General features: G+C 63.2%; 3 protein-coding genes and 2 pseudogenes. All 5 read left to right on the top strand.

Annotation, left to right across the window (positions count from 1 at the left end):
• Positions 1–79 precede the first annotated feature (79 nt).
• Positions 80–6,385, top strand: a complete 6,306-nt coding sequence (locus tag QQJ96_RS07500; protein ID WP_284331357.1) for a non-ribosomal peptide synthetase — start codon at positions 80–82, stop codon at positions 6,383–6,385.
• A pseudogene (locus tag QQJ96_RS23595) lies at positions 6,382–11,367 on the top strand (HAD-IIIC family phosphatase); the annotation flags it as partial. The gene QQJ96_RS07500 and the pseudogene QQJ96_RS23595, both read left to right, overlap by 4 nt.
• Before the next feature lie 15 nt (positions 11,368–11,382).
• Positions 11,383–12,690, top strand: a pseudogene (locus QQJ96_RS23590) (amino acid adenylation domain-containing protein); the annotation flags it as partial.
• Positions 12,676–15,675 carry a condensation domain-containing protein gene (locus QQJ96_RS23585; protein ID WP_425605334.1) on the top strand — a complete coding sequence of 1,000 codons (3,000 nt, stop codon included), beginning with the start codon at positions 12,676–12,678 and terminating at the stop codon, positions 15,673–15,675. The pseudogene QQJ96_RS23590 and the gene QQJ96_RS23585, both read left to right, overlap by 15 nt.
• Before the next feature lie 49 nt (positions 15,676–15,724).
• Positions 15,725–22,801, top strand: coding sequence for a non-ribosomal peptide synthetase (locus QQJ96_RS07490; RefSeq protein ID WP_284331355.1), 7,077 nt, complete (start codon positions 15,725–15,727; stop codon positions 22,799–22,801).
• Positions 22,802–22,806: the final 5 nt, after the last annotated feature.

Here is a 22,806-nt window from a genome sequence, read left to right as displayed (position 1 = left end):
AACATGTTATGGGAATGGGCTGGGAGCCCCGCAATGGATACATCGGCAAGGGGAAGCTGATTGCGTTGGGTGGAGGAGCATGGCGGCGGAAACCACATCGGCATATCACAGTACTCAGCAACAGCAGCGATGCGTGCAGTTGCGCAGGGCAGGGTTGTTACCTGCGCTACAGGCAAGGCTGCGCTTGCACGGTATTGTCGATGTGGACGCGCTGGCGCATGCCTGGGCAAGGCAGGCCGACGCGCATCCCATTTTGAGCGTCGCACTGTTGGGAGTGGCTGAACAGGACGGCGGGTGGCAGGCTCCCGGCAGTTCCCGCCCAAGCTTTCGCCACGAGGCATCGGAACACAATGAGACGCAGCTGTATCTCGTTGCCGAACAGGAACGCGAGCTGATCGAAACGGATGCTCCGCGGGCACGACTGGCCGTGTTGGCGGCAAACGCGTCGTCGACGGATCATTGGGTGGTGATTACTGTCGCTCCCGAGTGTTGCGACGCACGCAGCCTGTACTTGCTGGTTGGCGCGCTACTGGATGTGACGGGGCAGGGCGGTTTGCCGCATAAGTCTGAGGCCCTCGACTATTTTCAGTATGCCGAATGGCAGTTCAGCGTCATGCGCGAACCGGAGGCGCGGGAGCTTGCCGATTATTGGGCTGTGCAGGGCCATGGCGTCGATCTGTTGAGCTTCATGCCGGCCTGCGATACACGGCGCGCTCATTCGCCACGCATTGCGGTGCGCCTGAAGTTGCCTGATGAAATGGTGCGTTGCTTGCGTGCGCTGTCGGCGCGACTGGGTGTTCGGATTTCCAGCATCGCCATGACATCCGTGTTAGGTTTGTTGCAGCGCCTGACCGATGCAGAAGACTTCACCCTCGGTTTCGTTTTCGATGGTCGCTCCCTCAACGAGCTGCAGACCGTGGTTGGGCCGTTGAGCCAGACACTGCCGATATCGTTGCGGGCTGCCCCCGCCGATACCGTGCAATCGCTAATCGCGCGGGTCGATGCGACGCTCGGTGACGCCGCCGAACGGCAGGATTTCGTGGATTGGGAAGTCTTGGCCAAAGCGGCCGGCGACCCCTCCATGATGTTGCCGTTCTGCCTGGAGTGGCTTGATTGTCGCGGCATGGAGCAATGGGAGGAAATTGCCCTGCAGGGCGGAGATGCATCTTACGAAGTGAAGTTGCGCCTGATCGAGAGCGCCAACGGAATCGAGGCGGAGTGGACGTACGCACCGCATCGGCGTGATCTTGCTGCGGTGGCGCATCTTGGCGAACAATGGCAGTCGGCGCTGGCGGCTTGTCTGGCAGCCCCCAGCGACAGCCTTGGCGCATTACAGTTGCTGGGTGAGAGCGAGCGCCGACAACTACTGGACGAGTTTGCCGGGCAGCCGCTCACCTTGAAGCAACCGGCGTCGGTTATGGCGCTGATTGCGCAGCAAGCAGCGCAGCGACCCGACGCGATCGCTTTGCGCGGCGAGCATGGCGTGTTGAGCTATGCGATGCTGCAGAGGCAGGCGCTTGGTTACGCGGCGGCGATGCGTGCGCAAGGGGACGCAGGGATCATCGGCATCGACGCCCGTTTTGCCGCGGAAACCATCGTATTGATGCTTGCAGCCATGTGGGCCGGCCTGGCTTATGTGCCGATCGACATGGAGCAGCCGACGGAGCGCTTGGCCGCCGTGTGGACCGCGACGGATGCGCCGCTGCCCATTTTCGGTATACGCGAACAGCCGCGCATGACCGAAAACTTGCCACAGCTGCGCTACGTTCGATTGGCGGCGGCCCCCCCGCCGATCGCGTGCCCGCCCCCGTTGGCGGGTCAGCAATTGGCTTACGTCATCCTCACTTCTGGCTCGACCGGCACTCCAAAGGGGGTGAGCGTATCGCACCAAAGCCTGCTGCAGTCCACCGCAGCGCGGCTCGCCTATTATCGGGAGCCGGTACGTTGCTTTGTGCTGTTGTCGCCGTTGTACGTCGACAGTTCGGTGGCCGGCATCTATTGGACGCTCGCCAGCGGTGGCGAACTGGTGGTGCCGGCAGAAGAAACCAGGCGCGACGCACGCCGCATCCAGGTATTGCTGGAAAGCGTTCAGGCATCGCACTTGCTGTGCATCCCATCGCTCTACAAGCTGGTGCTGGAGGAAGTGCAACGCGCCGGCCATGCCATCGCATTGACTGCGGCGATTGTCGCCGCTGAACCTTGCCAGCGTGATCTGGTGACGCGGCATGCCGATGCTCTGGCCCAAGCCGGGCTCTACAACGAATACGGACCTTCCGAAGCAACCGTCTGGGCTTCCGTGTTCGACTGCCGGATTCTGCGCCAGCGCAGGGTGCCGATCGGCATTCCCGCGCCACATTCGAGGTTATACGTGTTGGACGACGCGGGCGAGCCGGTGCTGGTGGGCGAGGCCGGTGAGATCTGCATTGGAGGCGCGCTGGCAAGCGGTTACTGGCGCAACCCGAAGGAAACCGCCCGTCGCTTTGTGCCGGACAAGTTCGGCACTACGCCTGGCGCTGTGATGTATCGCAGTGGTGACTATGGTTGGTGGTGCGCGGATGGCAGCCTGATGTTCGCTGGCCGCCGCGATGAGCAGGTGAAGATCCTGGGCTATCGCGTTGAATTGGCAGAAGTGCGCCAGGCGATTGAAACCCATCCGCAGGTGCGAGAAGCATGCGTACGCCATGATCCGGATCATGCGCAGATCGTGGCCTATGTCGTCTGGCACGGCGACAGCGATGCGGCAGCGGCCCTGCAGCCGCATCTGCAGCGGTTGCTGCCGCGTTTCATGCTACCGCACCAGTACGTCGTGCTGGAGCGTCTGCCGCGGCTGCCCGGCGGCAAGATCGATGTGCAGCAATTGCCGATCGTCGAGCACACGCCGGCGGGGTTCGCCCGCAACGACGTGCCGGAAGACCCGCTGGAGACGCTGGTGGCCGCGATCTGGTCGCAGTGCCTGCCCAAGGCGCGGGTGCATCGGCTTGCCAATTTCTTCGCCATTGGCGGCAACTCGCTCAACGGCATACAAGTGATCTCGCGCGTGCAGGATGCTCTGCAAAGTAGCCGGGTTGGCATTCGCGAGCTGTTCAACCATCCCGTGCTCGCCGGCTTTGCCGCAGAATTGCGCCGTCTCCAACTCGCGCCGGCCGGTGTCGATACCGACTTTGCGGCCGAAGAGCCGCTGTCGGCGCAGCTGGAGTCTGGCGGAGACGAAGCCGCACCGGCTTCTTTCTTCCAGGAACGCCTGTACTTTCTGCAAGCTGCCGACCCGGACAGCACGGCCTATAACTGCCCATTCGCCATCCAGCTGGAAGGTACGCTTGACGTCGCGCGGCTTGAAGCTGCCTTGCATCGATTGGTGCAGCGGCATGCAGCACTGCGCACGCGCCTGCGCATGCAGGCGGGTGCGCTGCGGCAGTTCGTCGACAACGCGTTGCCGTTTCAACTGAAGCGCAAGGATCTTTCCGGCACGGATACAAGGCCCTCGACCGTTGCCGCGCTGCTGCTGGAAGTCGGCTCGCAGCCGTTTCAGCTGGAACATGATCTACCGTTTCGGGCCTGCCTGTTCACCTTGGCGCAGGATCGGCATCTGTTGGTATTGGTCGTCCATCACGCAGTGTTTGACGGTTGGTCGCTGCGACGGTTGGTCACGGATGTCAGGCAACTATACAGCGACCCGCCGGCGGCACCGGAACCTGCAGCGGCAGCAAACTTCGCTTATGCCGACTACGCGCGCTGGCAAAGCCGCCAGTGGCAGCGAGGCGTATGGCAGGGCCAGCTGGACTACTGGCGCCGGCAATTGGAGGGCGCCACCGGCGTGCTGGCATTGCCGACCGACCATCCGCGTTCGGCGCAGCAGCGCTTTACCGGCCAAACCCTGCATTTCCAGTGGTCGAGCATCTTGTCGAAGTCGGTTCGGCGCGAGTGCCACGAATGCGGCATTACCGCCTTCATGTTCTTCGAGGCCCTGTTTGCGCTGCTGCTGCAGCGCTATAGCGGGCAGAACGACATTCTGATCGGTACGCCAGTGGCCAACCGCGGGCGGCTCGAAACCGAGGCCTTGGTTGGCCCGGTGGCAAACACTGTGGTGATCCGCAACACCCTCATGGCGGGGGAAAGTTGGCGGGACTTCCTCGCGCGGATGCGTAACGTGGTAGTGAACGCCTACTGCCATCAGGACGTCCCGTTCGAAAAATTGGTGGAGGCGCTCAACCCGGCCAGAAGCCTCGCGCACTCGCCGCTGTTCCAAGTCATGCTGGTGATGCAGAACCTGCCACTGGCTGCGTTTGAGCTGGACGATCTGCGCTGTACGCTGATCCCGCATCAGAGTCGGTCTGCAAAATTCGACATGACTCTCTCGCTATTCGAAACCGAGGCCGCTTTTCATGGCCAGCTGGAATACAACAGCAGCCTGTTCGAGCACGCTACTATCGAACGGCTGCTGGAAAACCTCGAGTGGATGGCGCATGCGGTATTGGCTCATCCCCACGTGCCGCTGCGCCAGCTGGACATGCTGAGCGTGGCGGAGTGCGACAGCCTGCGTGCGCTCAACCCCCCGCCATCGCAACCCTCCAGCGAAACCTTGCTGTCACTGTTCAATGCGCAAGTGGCGCGCTCTCCGGATGCCGTGGCGGTTCGCTTCGAAGGCACCGCTTTGACCTACGCGATGCTCGACCGGCAAGCGAATCAATTGGCGCATTACCTGATCGCACGCGGCGTGGCGATGGAGACGCCGGTTGCGCTGATCCTGGCACGCTCGCCCGAGCTGATGATTTCACTGCTCGGCATCTTGAAGGCTGGTTGCGCCTACATGCCGCTGGACAGCGAGTCACCGCCGGCCTACCTGGAGCGCTTGTGGACTCGGGCGGGAAATCCGTATGTGATTACGGACCAGCCACATGATCGTCATGACTTCCTCGGCGATAAGGAAGTCAGCTGGGCGCGCGATGCGTCAGCCATTTTCGCAGCGTCGCAGGCAGCCCCGCAGCGACCGGTGTGGCCCGAACAGATGGCCTACGTGATCCACACCTCGGGCTCCACCGGGGAGCCGAAAGCCGTCGCCGTTCCTCATGCGGGCATCGTCAATCGGCTGCAATGGATGCAGCAACTCCTGCAGTTGCGGCAGGGGGAGGCCGTACTGCAAAAAACACCTTATACGTTCGATGTGTCGGTGTGGGAATTGTTCTGGCCGTTGCTGCAGGGGGCATGTGTGGTGCTGGCATCGCCAGGGCAGCACCGGGACCCGGCCGCGTTGGAACAGCTGCTGGCGCAGGAGCGGGTCGCTTTCGTGCACTTCGTGCCGGCCATGCTGAGCACCTTTCTGCAGGCGCGGGGGTTCGAACGTCTGGACGCTCTGCGCGCGGTGGTATGCAGCGGAGAAGCGCTCGATGCGAGCTTGTGCGAGCGCTTTTTCGGCCAGGCGGACAGCGTCGCGCTTTACAACATGTACGGGCCGACCGAAGCTTCCATCGACGTTTCTTCCTGGGTATGTCGGCGGGGCGACGCGACGGTGCCGATCGGACACCCGATCGATGGCATGGCCTTGCATGTCTCGGGTGTTGACCTGGCGCTCGTGCCGCGTGGCGCGGTCGGGGAATTGCTGATCGGCGGCATTGGCCTGGCACGCGGATACCGGGGCAATCCCAAGGCCACGGCAGCGGCTTTCATTCCCGACGCTCAGGGAGGCGTCGAGGGTGCGCGGCTCTATCGCACCGGCGATCTGGCGCGGCATCGCGCGGACGGCGCGGTCGAATTCCTTGGACGTCGCGACCAGCAGATCAAGTTGCGCGGCTTCCGCATCGAGCTGGGTGAAATCGAACACGTGCTGCTTCAATTCAGGAGTATCACCCAGGCGGCGGCCTTGGTGCAGGACAGCGCCACGCCCGATGCGCGGCTGTTGGCCTACGTGGCCGGCATCGAGGCTGGACAGTTGCCTGAGGTCAAGCGCTATCTGGCTTCGCAATTGCCGCCCTACATGCTGCCTGCGCGTATCGTCGTGCTCGACGGGCTGCCGGTGTTGAACAGCGGCAAAGTGGACCGTGGAGCCTTGATGCGACACCCGCTCGAACCGGTGCAGCAACGGGGCCCGTTTACACCCCGAAACGCCACCGAGCAGAAGCTCGGTGCGTTGTTCATGCATCACCTGCGGACGGATTCGATCGATGGCGACGCGGATTTTTTCTCGGCCGGTGGCCACTCCCTGGCCGCGATCGCGCTGCTGAGCGATATCAACACCGAATTTCGCATCAGCATGTCGTTGCAGTGGCTGCTGGAAAGCAGCTCCTTCACCGACCTGGCCACGCGCATCGATGGTCTGCGCTATCTGCAGAGCACCGATGTCCGAGTCGCGCACCCGAACGCGCAAAGGGAAATCGAAGGATATCTATGAGTATCCCCGCCGCCGACGAAGCCGCATCACTACAGCCGCCCGCAGCCTTGGAAGCTTCCATTGCGGTGCAGGTGGACGATGACGCGTTCGCGGTGCTGGCCTTGGCAAAGGCCGCCGGCGTGACGCTGAGCGAGCGTGACGGCGCACTGGTCTATCGCGGCCCGGACCAGGCTCTTACACCGGCATTGCTGGCTGCCCTGCGCGCGCACAAACAGGCCTTGCTGCAATTGTTGCGTGCCGCCGCGCCGGCAACGCCCGAAGCGATCGAGCCCCTGCCGCTTCCTTTGCTCAGGACACCTTCATTGGTGCAGGAGCGGTTGTGGCTGGTCGATCAGATGAGCATTGGCTCAGCCGCTACCCATATCCCGCTGGTCTGCCGTTTGCGCAGCCGTATCGACCGTATCGCGCTGGAAGCGGCTGTTCAGCGCATCGTTCAAGACCATGCCGTGCTCAGAACCGCGTTCGAAACCGAAGGCGGCGCGCTGAGTGCACGGGTGGGCCCGATACCGCCGGTCACGCTGCATTGGCATGACCTGTCGGTCCGAGCCGAGCAGCAACGCTCACCGGCGTGCGAGTCGCTGATCAAGCAAATCGTCGAGGAGGCCTTCGATCTGCGCTGCGGCTTGCTGCTGCGGGCACATCTGCTGGCGCTGGCCGAGGACGATCACGTATTGGTGCTGGTGGTCTCGCATCTAGTGGCCGATGCTGCCTCGTTGCGCCTGCTGTGTGCCCAGCTGGCACGTCATTACACGGCATTTCGCACCGGCGAGAACCTGCCCGGGCCGGCGCAACCGGTCCTGCAGTATGGCGACTATGCGATCTGGCAACGCCGCCAAATCGATAGCGAGGCGTTCGATACGCCGATGGCCTATTGGCTGGACAAGTTGGGCGGGCGGCTGCCGCGACTGCGCCTGGCCGGCGACTATGCCCCAGCCCGGCTCACCGACCTGCGTGGCGCGGTCGCAGAACTGCGCTTGCCGCTCGAACTCACCAACCAGTTGCGCGCCTTCAGCAAGCAACACGGTAGCACCGTCTACATCGTGTTGCTCTGCGTATTCCTGCTTGAGCTGTATCGCTATTCCTCCCAGGAGGACCTGCTGGTGGGTACGCCCGTAGCCGGGCGCACTCATCCGGCCTTTCGGGAACTGGTCGGCCCGATGGCCAATATCCTGGTATTGCGTCATCAGCTGGCACCTGGCGAGCGCTTCCTGGACTTGCTTGCCCAGGCCAAACAAACCTGGGCCGAAGCGTTATCCCATGACGTACCGTTCGAATGCCTGCTGCGTAAGCTGCGGCCGGAGCGAACACCTGCGCGCAGCCTGTTTCAGGCGATGCTCGATGTGCAGATGGAAGCCGATGCGCAAGCATCATGGCAACTGGAAGGGCAGGCCGCCGAGCCGGTGGCGTTCGATACGGGCGCTGCGAATTTCGATCTGCATCTGACGCTCACGGAACGCAATCAGGCGCTCGAAGGCGTGCTGATCTACAAGAGCGGATTGTTCAGTGCAAATACCGCGCAGCAAATCGCCCGCGATATCCCTGAGCTGGTGGCGCGCATCATTGCCGGCCCGGAACGCTCGATCGAAACCCTGCTTGGGCCCAGACCGCGCATCAAGCCATCGGTCGTGGTGGCGGGCAATTTCCTGATCGATCCCGTCGTGGAGATGCTGGATGCGTGGCTGGAACGGCTGCAGGTCAGCGCGCACCTGACGACCATACCCATGGACGGAATGGTGCCCGCGCTGCTGGACCATGACAGCCCTCTGAACAGGAACCGGGATGGCATCAACCTAGTCCTGATCAGCCCCACGTCATCGCCCGGTGCGCCCGCCGCCCGCCAGATGTTCCTGGATGCCTTGCGCGCCCGCATGCCAGGCAGCCGTGAACTATGCTGCGTGTTGTTGCAGCATGCAACGGGCACGCAGGTGGGCGAAGCCGAGGAAGCGGCATGGTTGACAGCGCTTCACGGCATGCCGGGTGTGGTGTTGAAGGACTTCCGCCAGCTTGCTGCCTGGTACGGTGTCAGCGAGATCAGCGAGCCGGCCGCCGAGGCTGCAGCGCAGCTGCCCTATGCGGAATCCTACTGCGTGGCGCTGGGAACCCATTTGGCGCGGCATGCATGGCGCAGCCTGGTCAGGCCGCCCAAGGTGTTCGTCGTCGATTGCGATCACACGCTATGGGAGGGCGTCTGCAGTGAGCAGGCGATAGCGGAGCTAGGGGTCGACGAGGGCAGGGCGCGTTTCCAGCAATTGCTGTTGGCACAGGTCCAGTCCGGCGCCCTGCTTTGCCTGTGCAGCCGCAACGAAGAAGCCGATGTCCTGCGTGTGCTGCAAGAACACCCGCACATGCTGGTTCGCATGGATGCCATCGCCACTTATCGCATCAATCATCTGTCCAAGGCGCAAAACATCGCTTCGATTGCGATGGAGCTGAACCTCAACCCGGACGACTTCGTATTCATCGACGATGATCCGCTGGAATGTGCCGACGTGGCGCAACGATTGCCGGGCGTATGCTGGCTGCAATTTCCGCGGGAGCGGGCGGCAATCGGGCATTGGCTGGACCAGCTATGGATGCTCGATATCGCCAAGGCGGGAGTGGAGGCTACGCTACGCGCCTCGTTCTACGCGCAGAGCGAGCAACGCGCCGCGCATGCGGCACGCTATGCCACCTTGCGCGCGTTGTTGCAGGACAGCCAGTTGCGCTACGGCATACGCGTTGCCGCCAGCGCTGATGACGAGCGTGTCGCGGAATTGACCCGGCGCACCAATCAGTTCAATTTGCACAAGCAGCCGCTCGACACCACACAGGCGACCACTTGGCGCATGCAGCCAGATGGCCGAGTCTGGGTGATGAGCGCAAGTGACCGTTTCGGTGATTACGGTACGGTGGGCGTAGTCATGGCCAGGCGCGAGCACGCCACGTTGCGCATCGTGCAGTTCCTGCTCAGTTGCCGCGCCATGAACCGTGGGCTTGAATACGCATTGATGCGTTTCATCGTGGCCAAGGCCCGCGAAGAGGGCGCAAACCTCGTCCAGCTGCCCTTCCATGCCACGCCCAAGAATCGACCGGCTCGCCTGTTCATGGACGGCCTGGCGCAGGCATGCGGCACGGTGGGGAAGCCGGAGCACGGCTGCCGGCTGGACCTGGATGCCATCGACGCCGGCGTCGATGCTCTCGAATCGGCGCTGTTGGACAAGCCCTTTGCGCAAACCGGCGATTTGGCCGAAATCCCCGTGCAGGAAGCAGCGCCTGCGCCGGAGCAGCAGGCCATGCGTGAACAGGCTGGCGTGTTGCGCGAACTGGCGGCGGCGTGGCCGGTGTTGCCGGCGATTCGGCGCCTGATTCGCCGCCGCGAGCACGCGCGCGACACAGGCGTTGCCTATGCGGCGGCACAGACCGACGCTCAGCGCTTGCTGGCGGAGATCGTGGGCGAGCATCTGAATGTCGAGCAACTCGGCATCCATGACGACCTGTTTGCGCTTGGCATGGACTCCCTGCGCGCCTTGCAGGTCGCTTCCAGTCTGCAGAAACGTGGGCATGCCATTGGCATCGATGATGTTTTCGAGCGGCGCACGATCGAGGAGCTGGCTGCCTTGTGCGGCACTCCCGCCGCCATCCCGGCCTCGCCGCAGCTTGATCGCGCGCCATTCCAGGACGCAGGCCTGGGCGAGGACGAGATCGAGCAGTTGCGCGGGCAAGGCATCGAGGACGCCTACCCGCTTTCATCCACGCAAGCAGGCATGGTGTTCCATGCCGAACGGGATATCGAATCGCCTCTGTATCAGGTGATCGATTCGTTCAAGTTGCGCGGTCCCTTTCGCGGCGCACTGTTCGCGCAGGCGCTCTCGTATGCGACCGCCAGGCATCCGGCACTGCGCACAGCGTATCAGCTGGCACGCTACGAACGCCCCATGCAGCTGGTCTACCGCGATATCGACATCCCGTTGCAGATGATCGATTTGCGCGCCGAACAACCGGACGACCAGTCAACTCTGTTCGAAGCCTGGCTGCGGGCGGAAACCACGCGCCGCTTCGATATCGGTGAGCCGCCGTTGGTCCGCTATACCGTGCATCGCTTTGCCGAGGATGTGTTCCAGGTCAGCCTCACTCAGCATCATGCAATGCTCGACGGCTGGAGCCTCAACTCGCTGATCAAAGAATTGCTCACCGTCTATGCTCGGCTGTTGGCCGGGCGGGCCTTGCCTGCGCCGCAGCCGCCGCAGCCATCCTTCGCCCATTTCATTCAGCGCGAGCAATCCGCCTTGTCCGCGCCGGAACAGCGCATGTTCTGGCAACGCAAACTGGCCAACCTGGAGGCGTCGCCCCTGCCGTACTGGCCTGGCCAGCAGGCTGCGCAAGGCATTGTCGCCGAAGCCACCCACGTGGTGATTCCGCTTGCGCTGGGCAGTGCATTGTTCGACGTGGCGCGGCGCGCCGGCACGCCGATCAAGTCGGTCTTGCTGGCGGCGCATCTGCGTGTCGTGATGTATCTGACCGGCCGTACGGATGTGGTGACGGGCCTGCTGGTCAATGGCCGGATGGAAGGTGGGCAAGGTGAGCAGGCATTGGGGCTGTTCGTCAATAGCGTGCCGCTGCGCGCGCGTTTCAACAGCGGCAGTTGGCTGGACCTGGTCCGCCTCGCGTTCGTGCTGGAGCGCGAGCTGCAGCCGCACCGGCTGTACCCGCTCAGCTCCTTGCAGCGCATCACCACCGTCAATCCACTGTTCGAATTCCTGTTTACCTTCACCCATTTCCACGTGCTGGAAGGGGTGCGCGAACAACGCGATTTCGAAGTGCTGGATACGCTCAATTTCGTGCGGGACAATATCCCGCTGCAGGCATTCTTCGATATCGATCCGTTCAATGAGCGGCATGTCCGCCTGATGCTTGGCTATGATGCGGCCCGGATTCCGCCGGCGGAGCTAGATCGCATCGCCGCTCTCTATCTGGAACTGCTGGGCGACATCGCTGCGCAGCCGGAACGCAGTTGCTTTATGCCGGACCTGCCCAAGGCGCTGGCGCAGCATCTGAAAGCCGGTACGCAGCCGGCCCCGGCAGACGGAGCGTTCGTGTCCGTGCCCCGCCAGATTGCGGCGCAGGCCCGCAGGCGCCCCGACAAGATCGCCATCGCGGGCGACGATTGGCAGCTCAGCTACGCGGCCCTTGATCGTCACGCAGCGATGCTTGCGCACGCGCTACGCCAGCGGGGCATCGGCCCCGAATGCGTGGTCGGCGTGGCGATGGAAAACGGCCCACTGGCGGTACTGGCGATGCTCGGCATCTGGCGCGCGGGCGCGGCCTACCTGCCCATCGATCCGTCCTATCCGGCGGCGCGTGTCGCCGGCATGCTGCACGATTCGGCAGTGACGACGCTGCTCTGCGAGCATGGCACGGCAACACTTGTCACGTCGGTGCAGGGTCTGGATATATTGCCGATCGAGATGCTGCTGGCGGAGCCACCGCTTTGCGTACCAGTCCATGCTGCAATCGGAGACGTCGATGCCGACGCCTTGGCCTACGTTATCTACACCTCCGGCTCCACCGGCCGTCCCAAGGGTGTGATGATTGCGCACGGTACGCTGGCCGCATTGTTCCGGCATGGCGGCGCGCGCTTCGGCTTTGATGCAGCGGACGTGTGGTCGCTGTTCCACTCGCTGTCCTTCGATTTTTCCGTGTGGGAGTTGTGGTCGCCGCTGGTGAGCGGCGGCACCCTGGTGCCCATCCCCGATATGCAGCGACTGGATCCGCAGGCGCTTCAGCATTATCTGCTGCGCCACCAGGTCAGCGTCCTCAACCTGACGCCTTCGGCGATCTCGCGCTTGCTGACAGGCCCCAGGCCGCTCAGCGAACTGGTCGGCGGCTGGAGCGTGAAGCGGCTGATTGCGGGCGGCGAAGCGTTGCCCGAGCCATTGGGAAAGCAATGGCTGGATGCCGGCGTCACGCTCTGGAATTTCTATGGTCCTACCGAAGCCACGGTCTGGACGTGTGCTTTCCAAGTACGCGACGCGCATGACCTGGAGCGGTTGGGCGAGCCGTTTGCCCATGTCGCGTTGGGCGTGATGAGCGCGGCGCTGCAGCTGGCGCCGGTGGCCGTGGCGGGAGAGATGGTGATCGGCGGCGGCCTGGCGCGCGGTTATCACCGGCAACCAGCCTTGACAGCGGACCGCTTCAGGCCGGATCCGTTCTCCCTCCAGCCTGGCGGTCGCCTGTATCGCACTGGCGATCTGGGCCGCTATCGGCAGGACGGTGCGATGCAGTTCGTCGGCCGCATGGATCAGCAGCGCAAGATCCGTGGCTATCGCGTCGAACTTGGCGAGATCGAGGCTGCGCTGTCACAACATCCGGGCATTGACCAGGCGGTGTGCGTGGGCTCGGCAGCGGACGAGCCCGTGCTGTTGGCCTATTACACCTGCAAGGCACCTTCGATGCCGGGTCAGGACGAGTTGCGGCAGCTGCTGGCACAGCATTTGCCGGCGCACATGATGCCGAGCCGCTTGATCGAACTTGCTGCCTTGCCGCTGAGCCCCAATGGCAAGATCGACCGCAAGGCTCTGGCGAAGCCGCCGGCGGTAGCGGTTGACGAGCCAGCGGCGATCCATGCGCTCAGCACGGATGAGCGCCTTGTAGCCAACGTCTGGTCCGCCGTGCTCGGTGTTAGGGTCGAGCAGCCACAGGCCAATTTCTTCGATCTGGGAGGCGATTCGCTCAAGGCCGTGCAGGTTACGGCTCGCCTGCGCTTGCACGCAGGCGATGCACTGCCGTTGCGCGCGCTGTTTCAGCACGCAACGTTAGAGGCCTATGCGGCTGTCCTGCCGCGCTATCGCGGCAGCGTATCGGCGCTGCTTGAACATTTTCCAGCTGTCGGCGCCAAGGCCGAGATGGCCCCGCTTACGCAGGCACAGCGCCGGCTATGGCTGGTCGATCAATTGGTGGGGGAGCGGGCGGTCTACAACATTCCGCTGGTGTTCGCGTGTCGCGGCAGGCTCGACCTGGCTGCGCTGGAGGCCGCGTTGAGGCAGGTGATGGGGCGGCAGCGCATGCTCAGTGCGCACGTGGTCATGTACGACGGCGAGCCGCACCAGACATATTCGCACGACCACCTTGTGCCGGTGCGCCGGTTGTCCTTGCGCGAGGGGTTGAGCGGCAAGCAAGACGAACTGCAGCGTCGGCAGGAGATCGAGCGACACATCCTTGCCGAAGTGCAGCTGCCGTTCGAGCTGGAGGCCGGTCCGCTGATTCGCCTGAGCGTATTGGAGGTTGCCGACGAACACGCCTATATCGTTGCCGTACTGCATCATCTCATCGCCGATGCATGGTCAGTGGCGATGCTGAGGGGAGAAATCGCCGCACAGTATCGCGCAGCGATCGAAGGTACTGCAGCACCTGCAGCACCGCTGGACGTGGAGTATTTCGACTATGCGATCTGGCAGCAGCAGTATCTGACTGTACAGGCATTGCAAGGGTCCTACGCATATTGGCAGGATCGCCTGCAAGGGGGGCTGCCCCCCCTCCCGCTGGGCCGGGGCACGCCTGGGCACGCCACGCGGGCAGAGGCCATCGTACGCTCGCTACATCTGGATCAAGCCGCCTTGCAGGCGCTCAAAACGCTTGCGCACGAGCATCAAGTCACCTTGTTCACCGTCTTGCTCAGCGCCTTCAAAGTGACGCTGTACGCGCTGTCCCGGCAAGCGGACATATGGATCGGCACCGGCGTGGCCAATCGGGCGCATCCTGGCATGGAACCCATCGTCGGCCTGTTTGTCAACACCCTGGTTTTCCGCTCGCAACTGCAGCCAGGAGCATCGTTCGGCATGACGATGGCGGCGGTGCACGAGCAGGTGACTGCGGCGCAGGAGCATCAACACGTCCCATTTGAAGAGTTGGTGCGCATCGCCAACCCGGCCAGGGTCGGCAGGGATCGTCCGCTTTTTCACGCCCTATTCGAATTGCACAACGCGCCGAACCCGTCCATGACGCTGCCCGGCCTCGAGCTTGAGGTGGTGGACATCAGCAATGGCTTCGCCAAATACGCCATCTCGCTGCAATTGCAGGAAACGCCACAGGGACTGCGCGGTGTACTGGAGACCGACGCTCGCCTGTGCACCGCAGAGGAAACCGACGCGCTGCTGGCTCGCTTCCAGCACATCGTGCAGGATGTGCTGCGCGACACTCGGCTAACACTGGAGCAGCTTGCAGTGACACCGCCGGGCGCATCGCCGGAGGCACGGCACAACCGGCGCCAGCAACGGCTGTCGGCAGCATTCAGTCGATCGGCAGGGAAGGTGCAGGTCGATGGCGAGCAAGCGGATGGCATCCGTCGCAGTCTTCTGCCGGGCATGACGCGATTGCCGCTGCTGTTCCAATTGCGCGGTGGAAATTTCGCCCTGGACAAATGGATTCGTGCCCACCGGCACGATGTTGACCGTGAACTGGCACAGCACGGCGCCATCCTGTTTCGCGGATTTGGCATCGATAGCGCTGCAGCAATGCGTGGTGTTGCGGGAGCGCTGATGGAGCAGATCCTGGCTGAAAACGGCGAACATGTCGCTGTTCCCGATGGCGGCGGTGTGCAAACGCCGGTGTTTTATGCACCGGAATCGAAGCTGCTATGGCACAACGAAAATACATTCAACGACCGCTGGCCGCGTCGCATCCTGTTTGCCTGCCGCCGGCCTGCGCCGAGCGGCGGGGAAACGCCGCTGGTGGACAGTCGCGAGGTGTTCAATCGGTTGCCGCCGGCCATCCGCGAAGCTTTCGTCCGCAAGGGCGTGATGTATGTGCGCTATTACGGACAGCGGCTTGGCCTGCCATGGTCGAAGGTGTTCGGCAGCGAGAGCCGGGAGCAGGTGGAAGCGCAATGCCGGGCGGCGGGATTCCGTTACCAATGGCTGGATGACGGTAGCCTGCGCACGATGGCGGTACGGCCGGCAGTGTGGCGCCACCCCGAGAGTGGCGACTGGTGCTGGTGCAATCAGGCCCAGCACTGGCACATAGCCTGCCTGGATGCCACGACACGCGCCTATATCGTTGCAGCCACCGAGGCAGCCCGTTATCCCCGCGCTTGCTATTTCGGTGACGGCACACCCATTCCGGATGCCGTCATGCAGGACATTCTCGACGTGTACGCCGGCCTGGAAGTGAGTTTCCCCTGGCAGCAAGGCGACGTGCTGTTGGTCGACAACATGCTTGTTGCGCACGGCCGCAATCCGTATCGCGGCGAACGTGAGTTGTTGGTGGCGCTGGGCGACACCTTTCGACCCGACGAGCCGGCAACGGCGGCGGTCTGATCCACGGACCCAAGTTTGGGCATTCCACCGAAGGCGAAGACGACAGAATATGGACGGCACTACACCCGGCATACCGCTCTCACTGCAACAACAGGCTCTTTGGCGCGCGTTCGGGGGCGATTCGCTACCGGTGACGCAATGCATCCTGCAGCTCGCCGGACGCTGGCCGCGAATGCATGTGTTCAGCGCCTTGCAGGGCCTGGCAGCCAGGCATGAGATCTTGCGCGCGGTGTTCGAGTCGGGCGGCGGCGGCATGCCGGTGGTGACGATCAAGGAGCAGGTCACGATTGCGCTGGATGACATCGGGGAAACAGACTCGCCGCCGTTGGATCTGGCCGGGGCCGAATGCGCGCGGAGCGCCGGCTCCGACGGACACGTGCTATTGCGTGCAGTCATGCGGTATCACGGCGACGACACTTGGCTGGTGCTTACCGCGCCGGCGCTCCTGCTCGACGGCTCCAGTTGGCAGCTGCTGGCGCGGGAGCTGGCCGCCGGCGGGTCGCCGGCGGCAACGGCTCAATCCTACTCGGCTTACAGCCGATGGCAGCATGAGGTGGTCGGCAGCGATGACGATGAACCGGAGGTGCCGTACTGGAGGCGTATCGACTGGGCGTCCCTGCCTGCAACGCGTTTGCCGTACGCGTACGACATGGCGGCTGCCGAATCCGGGCACTGGGTGCAGTGCGCGGTGCTGTCCGGCGCCTTGCGCCAGCAGCTCGACGATTTCTGCCGCCGCGAGAAACTGGACACGCAGAGCGTATTGTTCGCGGCCTTCCAGGGCTTCGTCGCCAAGCTCACCGGCAGCCGCTCGCTGCGGGTCGACTATGTCGCCAATGGCCGATCGCTGGATGAACTGGAGTCATGCCTCGGACTGCTGGCCAAATCCATGCCACTACAGGTCAGCTTGCGCGGTACGGCGATGCTGGCCGAGCAGGCGCGTTACGCCAAAACTCTGATCGAGACGGCGCTGGATTGGCAGGACACCTTCAACGTGCTGGAGCCCGGTATTGCCAAGCCGGCAGCCAGCCATCTCGTTGCCTTCGAATATCTTGAAGACAAGCGGATGCATGGGGATGCGCTGTTGCGCAACATGGCGTGTACTGCCGTGCACGATGCCACGGACTTGAAACTGCTAATTCACGCGGACGCCGGCGCGACGGCAGTGAGCCTGGTGTTGCGCCGTGCCACTTTCAGCGAAGCGGCCGGCATGGCGATGGCCAAGCTGCTGATGGCATGGCTGGAAACCGTGCTGACTGGCGAAGCGCCGCTGCTGCAGACCGGACTGGCCGGCGGGGCAGGGCAGGCCGCCGCCAGCCTGAGTGACGACACGTCGTGGTCGTCGCATCCGCAGTGCATGCACGAGTTGTTCGCCGCCTGCGTGCAGCGGCATCCTGACGCCATCGCCGTACGTGAAGGAAACACCTGCATAAGCTATCGCGCGCTGGCGGCGCGCAGTGGATGGATCGCCGCGCGGTTGCGTGACCAGGGCGTGGGCGCGTGGGATGTGGTTGCCATCCATTTGCCGCGATCGATCGAACTGCTGGCCTGCATGCTCGCCGTACACACGCTAGGTGCCTGTTATCTGCTCACCGATGTGCAACAGCCACAGACGCGTACCGCCGCCATCCTGCGCGATGCTCGCGCCAAGATGGTTGTCAGCCGGCGCAGCTTTGCCTTGCGCGCAGACGATCTCCCGGCCTTGTACATCGATGCCGAGAAACCTGAGGAAGGGAACTGGCCGGGCGTCATGGCGGCTATGTCGTTGGAGAGTCCTGCCTATATCCTATATACCTCCGGCTCGACCGGGCAGCCCAAGGGTGTGACGGTCAGCCATGCTGCGCTGACCCACTACTTGCAATGGGCCGGGCAACATTACCTGCGAAAAGGAAGCCGATGCTCGGTGGCGCATACGTCACCGGCGGTGGACCTGAGCCTTACCGCCTTGCTGGCACCGTTGATGGTGGGTGGTTGTGTCCAAATCGTCCACGATGACGAAGGCATCGACGGACTGTTCCGCCTTTTGCAGGGGGCGGACCACCTCGGTGTATTGAAGATGACGCCGACCCATGCCTCCATGTTGGTCGCGCATCTGACCGCCCAGGAATGTGCCGGCGAGAAATTCGACGCCATGGTGATCGGCGGCGAGGATCTGCGCTATGAGCAGATCAATCGCTGGCTGGCACCGGGCGAACATGTGCGGGTCATCAACGAATACGGACCTACCGAGGCCACGGTAGCCTGTGCGGCTTTCGAGGCCGATTCAGGGATAAGGCATGGCCGCGTACCCATTGGCAGACCGATCGCGGGTGCGCAACTGCATGTGCTCGATGCCGCGTTGCATCCGCTGCCTGGCGGCGTACCCGGCGAATTGCTGATCGGCGGGCCCGGGCTGGCCACCGGCTACCGCGACAAGCCGGCTGCGACGGCGCTGGCGTTCATTCCCGACCCGTTTTCAACTATGCCGGGGGCACGCCTGTATCGCAGTGGCGACAGCGTGGTGCTAAATCAAGACCGGCAGCTGGAGTACCTCGGCCGCCTGGATCGCCAGGTGAAGGTGCGTGGCCACCGCATCGAGCTTGGGGAAATCGAGGCGGCACTGCGGCAGCATGCGGGGGTAGGTGCTGTCGCCGTCGAACTGAGCAGCGAAGCTGAACCAAGGATCATGGCCTATGTCGCGCCGAAACCCGGTGCCATGCTCAACGCCCGTACACTGCGCGATGAAATAAAGGATCGGCTTCCGGCACACATGCTACCCGGCGACTTCGTGCTGCTGGAGCGACTGCCATTGACGGCCAGTGGCAAGATCGACCGGCTTGGCCTGGCGCAAGCGTCGTCAGTGGCGCAGCCTGAGGCGGCCCATGTTGCGCCCCGCGACGAGCTGGAGCAGGCGCTGGCGGCGATATGGGAAGCGCATCTCGGGCGCAACCGGATCGGCGTGACCGACAATTTCTTTGATCTGGGCGGCCATTCCATGCTGGCCATCCGCATCCTGTTCGACATCCGTGCGCGTCTCAAGAGCGCGCTTGACCTGGCCGATATCTTCGACCAGCCGACGATCGAGGCGCTGGCAGTACGCATCCGCCAGCGCGGCACGCAGGACGATGCCTCCGCCATTCCCGCCTTGCCGGCGCAGATCGTTCCAGATCGGGCCGCCCGCTACGAACCCTTTTTGCTGACCGATGTGCAGCAAGCCTATTGGGTAGGACAGACAGATGCATACGCGCTGGGCAACGTCGGTGCGCACGTCTACCAGGAAACGCAGTTCGCCGGGCTGAATCTGGAACGCCTGCAGGAGTCGTTCCGCAAACTGATTGAGCGCCACGACATGTTGCGCGCGGTGATCATGCCGGATGGCCGCCAGCAAGTGCTGGAACAGGTTCCCGCCTATGCGATGGCGGTATTCGATCTGCGTGATCGCAGCAGCGAAGCGCAACGGGCATTCGTCGCGGAAATGCGTGAACGCATGTCGCACCAGGTGTTCGAACTTTCGACCTGGCCGCTGTTCGAGGTAACCGCCTGCGTGCTGGACGACCGGCACGTTCGCCTGCACCTGAGCTTCGATGCGCTGATCGCCGATGCCTGGAGCTTCGAAATCCTGTTGCGCGATTTCTCCAAGCTATACATGCAGCCGGAACAGGCGCTGCCGCCTTTGCAGCTGCAGTTCCGCGACTACGTGATGGCTACTGCCGGACGTCCCGATGCGCCGTTGTTCCTGCGCGCGCAGGCTTATTGGAAGGAGCGGATCGGCAGCTTGCCGCCTGCTCCGCAGCTGCCGATGGTCAAGCAGCTGCGCGACATCCGCGCCCCCAAGTTCGGCCGCCGCCGCCATATCGTTTCGCAGGAGCGCTGGAGCCTCATCAAGAAGCGCGCGGCGGCCTGTGGTGCAACACCTTCGGCTCTGATGCTGACTGCCTTTGCAGAAGTGCTCGGGCTGTGGAGCAAGAGCCAAAGCTTCACCCTGGTGCTGACCGTCTTCAATCGGCCGCCGTTGCATCCGGACATCGATGACATCATGGGCGACTTCACCTCGCTGGTGCTGCTCGACTTCCATCCTTCCGTATTGCCGTTCCAACAACGCGTCCATGCCGTGCAGAAATTGCTGATGGAACGTCTGGAACACCGCTATTTCAGCGGTGTGCGCGTCTTGCGGGAGCTGGCGCGGATGCGCGCCGACAAGTCCACGCCGTTGATGCCGGTGGTCTTCACCAGCACGTTGACCCACAAGCGCACCGAGGAGGCGGCATTCCTGAAGGACCAGCAGGTCGAGGCCATGGGCATCAACCAGACGCCGCAGGTCTATCTCGACCATCAACTGGTGGAGCAGAACGGCGAACTGCAATTCAACTGGGACAGCGTGGACGAGCTGTTTCCCGCGGATATGCTTGACATCATGTTCGAACGCTATTGTGCGTTTGTCGACGCGCTGGCCGATGAGCAGACCTGGCAGAGCGTGCCGGACCTGTTGCCGTCTACGGTGCGTGACGCGTATCGCGCCTTGAACGATACGGCGGCGCCCGTTCCGCCCGGCCTGGCATTCGAGCCGATCCTGCGGCATGCGGCACAGCATCCAGAACGCCTTGCGCTGATTACGCCGGAACGCGAGCTGAGCTATGGTGAACTATTGCCGATGGCCTGGCAGATGGCGCATGCACTGCGCCAGCGCGGGGCGGCGCCGAACCGTATCGTCGGAGTGCTGCTTGAAAAGGGCTGGGAGCAGATCGTCACCGTACTTGCCGTGCTGCTGTCCGGGGCCGCGTATCTGCCAATCGATCCGCAGGCGCCGGTGGACCGCATTGAATACCTCATGGCGGATGCGCAACTGGATCTCCTGATCACGCACAGCCGACTCCGGCGCAACCTGACACGCGAGGCGCATTATTTGCTGTGGGATGAGCCGACGTGGTTCCTCACGCAGCCGGACACGCCTTTGGAGTTCCTGCAATCGGCACAGGATTTGGCTTACATGATCTACACGTCCGGTTCCACCGGACGTCCCAAGGCGGTCATGATCGAGCACCACAGCATCGTCAATCGCATGCTGGATATCCGGGAGCGTTTCGCGGTGACCGCGGCCGATCGCGCCATCGGCCTTACCGCACTGCATCACGACCTGTCGGTGTTCGATATCTTCGGCGTGCTCGGCGCAGGTGGCGCATTGGTGCTGCCTGCCGCGGAACTGCAGCACGATCCGCAACATTGGCTGGAATGGCTGGTACGCGGCAAGGTCAGCTTATGGAATTCGGTGCCGGCGTTCCTGGCGATGCTGCTGGAATGCCATGCCGGGCAAGATGGCCTGCTGCCGGAGGGAGGGGCGGCGCTACGCATTCTCCTCTCGGGTGACAAAGTGCCGTTGCCGCTGATCGAGCGGGCCCGTCAACAGTTGCCGCAAGCTCGCTTCTACAGTCTTGGCGGCCCGACGGAAACCACCGTGTGGGACATCTGGCATCCCATCGGTGCGCTCCAATCCTATGCGCAACGCTTGCCTTACGGCAGGCCCTTGAGCAACGCGCGCTACTACGTACTGAACGAAGCCGATCGGCTATGCCCGTTCGACGTGCCTGGCGAACTATGCATGGCCGGCGAAGGATTGGCTCGCGGCTACTGGAGCGATGCGGATAAAACCGCGGCGAAATTCGTCCTGCACGAGCAGACCGGCGAACGGCTTTACCGTAGCGGCGACCTGGGCTGTCTGCGCACGAACGGCGAACTGGACATCCTCGGTCGAATCGATCTGCAAGTGAAGATCCAGGGGCAGCGCATCGAATTGGAAGAGATCGAACTGGCGCTGCAGCAACATCCGGCAATACGGGCCGCGGCAGTGGCCGTCAAGCACGATCCGGCCCGGGGTCCGTTTCTGGCGGCCTACGTTGAAGTGGCGGACGGTGGGGAAGACGCCGTCGACGTGCCGCCAGGCAGCGTGGATACGGACGGCATGCTGCTCAACGCCATAGAACGCATTCAATTCAAGATGGACCAGCGTGGCATTCGCCACGATCTTCCTGCGGATGCATCTCATGTCGACCTGCTCAGGCCCACGCTTTCGGACGAGTATCTGCAAGCTTTGATGCGGCGGCGAAGCCAGCGGCATTTCATCGAAACGGCGATTGAATTCAGCAGCTTCAGCGGCTTCGTGAGTCTGCTCATGCAGGTCATGCCGCAAGGCTTCGCGATGCCGAAATATCAGTACCCTTCGGCTGGCAATGCCTATCCTTTGCAGTTCTATCTGCTGATCAAGGAGAATCGGATTGAAGGTGTGCAGGGAGGCGCCTACTACTACCATCCGCGCGAACATCGTTTGGTGCGGTTGTCGGCGGACGGCGACTGGAACGATGGCATTCATGCTGCCAACAACGCACCGGTGTCGCAGCAGGCGGCGTTTTCCCTGTTCGTGATCTGTGACATGGACGCCATGCGCCCGCTGTACGGCAAGCTTGGCAAGGATTTCGCGCTCCTGGAAACCGGCTACGCTAGTCAACTGCTGATGTCGCGTGCGCCCGATTTCGCGCTCGGTCTATGTCCTGTGGGCACGATGGACTTCTCGTCATTGCAGGCGCGGCTGGTGTTGCATGACCGTCATGTGCTGTTGCACGCCTTTCTTGGCGGTGCCGTAGCGGAAGGCGAGTTCAGCGATCCCAAGCTTTACCTGACCGATGCCTCCAAGAAATGGTCGCAACCGACGGATGGGGGCGGTGCGAAAGACTTCGCGCAGTTCCTGCAACAACGCTTGCCGCGGCACATGGTGCCCGACCGCTTCGCCGTGGTCGATCGCTTGCCTATGAACGCCAACGGCAAGCTCGATCGCACGGCCTTGCAAGCGCTGGAACTGGAGGCCGAAGCATTCGGTGGCTATGTGGAGCCGGATACGCCCCTGCAAAAAGCCCTGGCCGGCCTGTGGTCGGAGGTGCTGGGCGTGCCGCAGGTCGGCTTGCGCGACGACTTTTTCCAGCTCGGCGGCGATTCCATCCTGGCCATCCAGCTGATGAATCGCCTGAAAGCCTCGTTCGGCATCGAGCTGCCTCTACGCGATGTGCTTGCCGCAACCACGGTGGAGCAGTTGGCCGCCTTCCTGGAGCAGCGATTGGCGGCCGAGCTGGAAGATGAAGCGATCGCGGACCCGGCCGGATGAATGTG

The organism is Dyella flagellata, from assembly GCF_030160275.1.
Classification (GTDB): domain Bacteria; phylum Pseudomonadota; class Gammaproteobacteria; order Xanthomonadales; family Rhodanobacteraceae; genus Dyella_B; species Dyella_B flagellata.
Note: the sequence above shows the minus strand (reverse complement) of the source record. Positions and strands in the feature narration are given on the sequence as shown.

What these genes read in the sequence shown, in the direction of transcription:
- QQJ96_RS07500 (WP_284331357.1), top strand. Translation starts at nt 80, where the DNA reads ATGGCGGCGGAAACCACATCGGCATATCACAGTACTCAGCAACAGCAG.
- QQJ96_RS07490 (WP_284331355.1), top strand. Translation starts at nt 15,725, where the DNA reads ATGGACGGCACTACACCCGGCATACCGCTCTCACTGCAACAACAGGCT.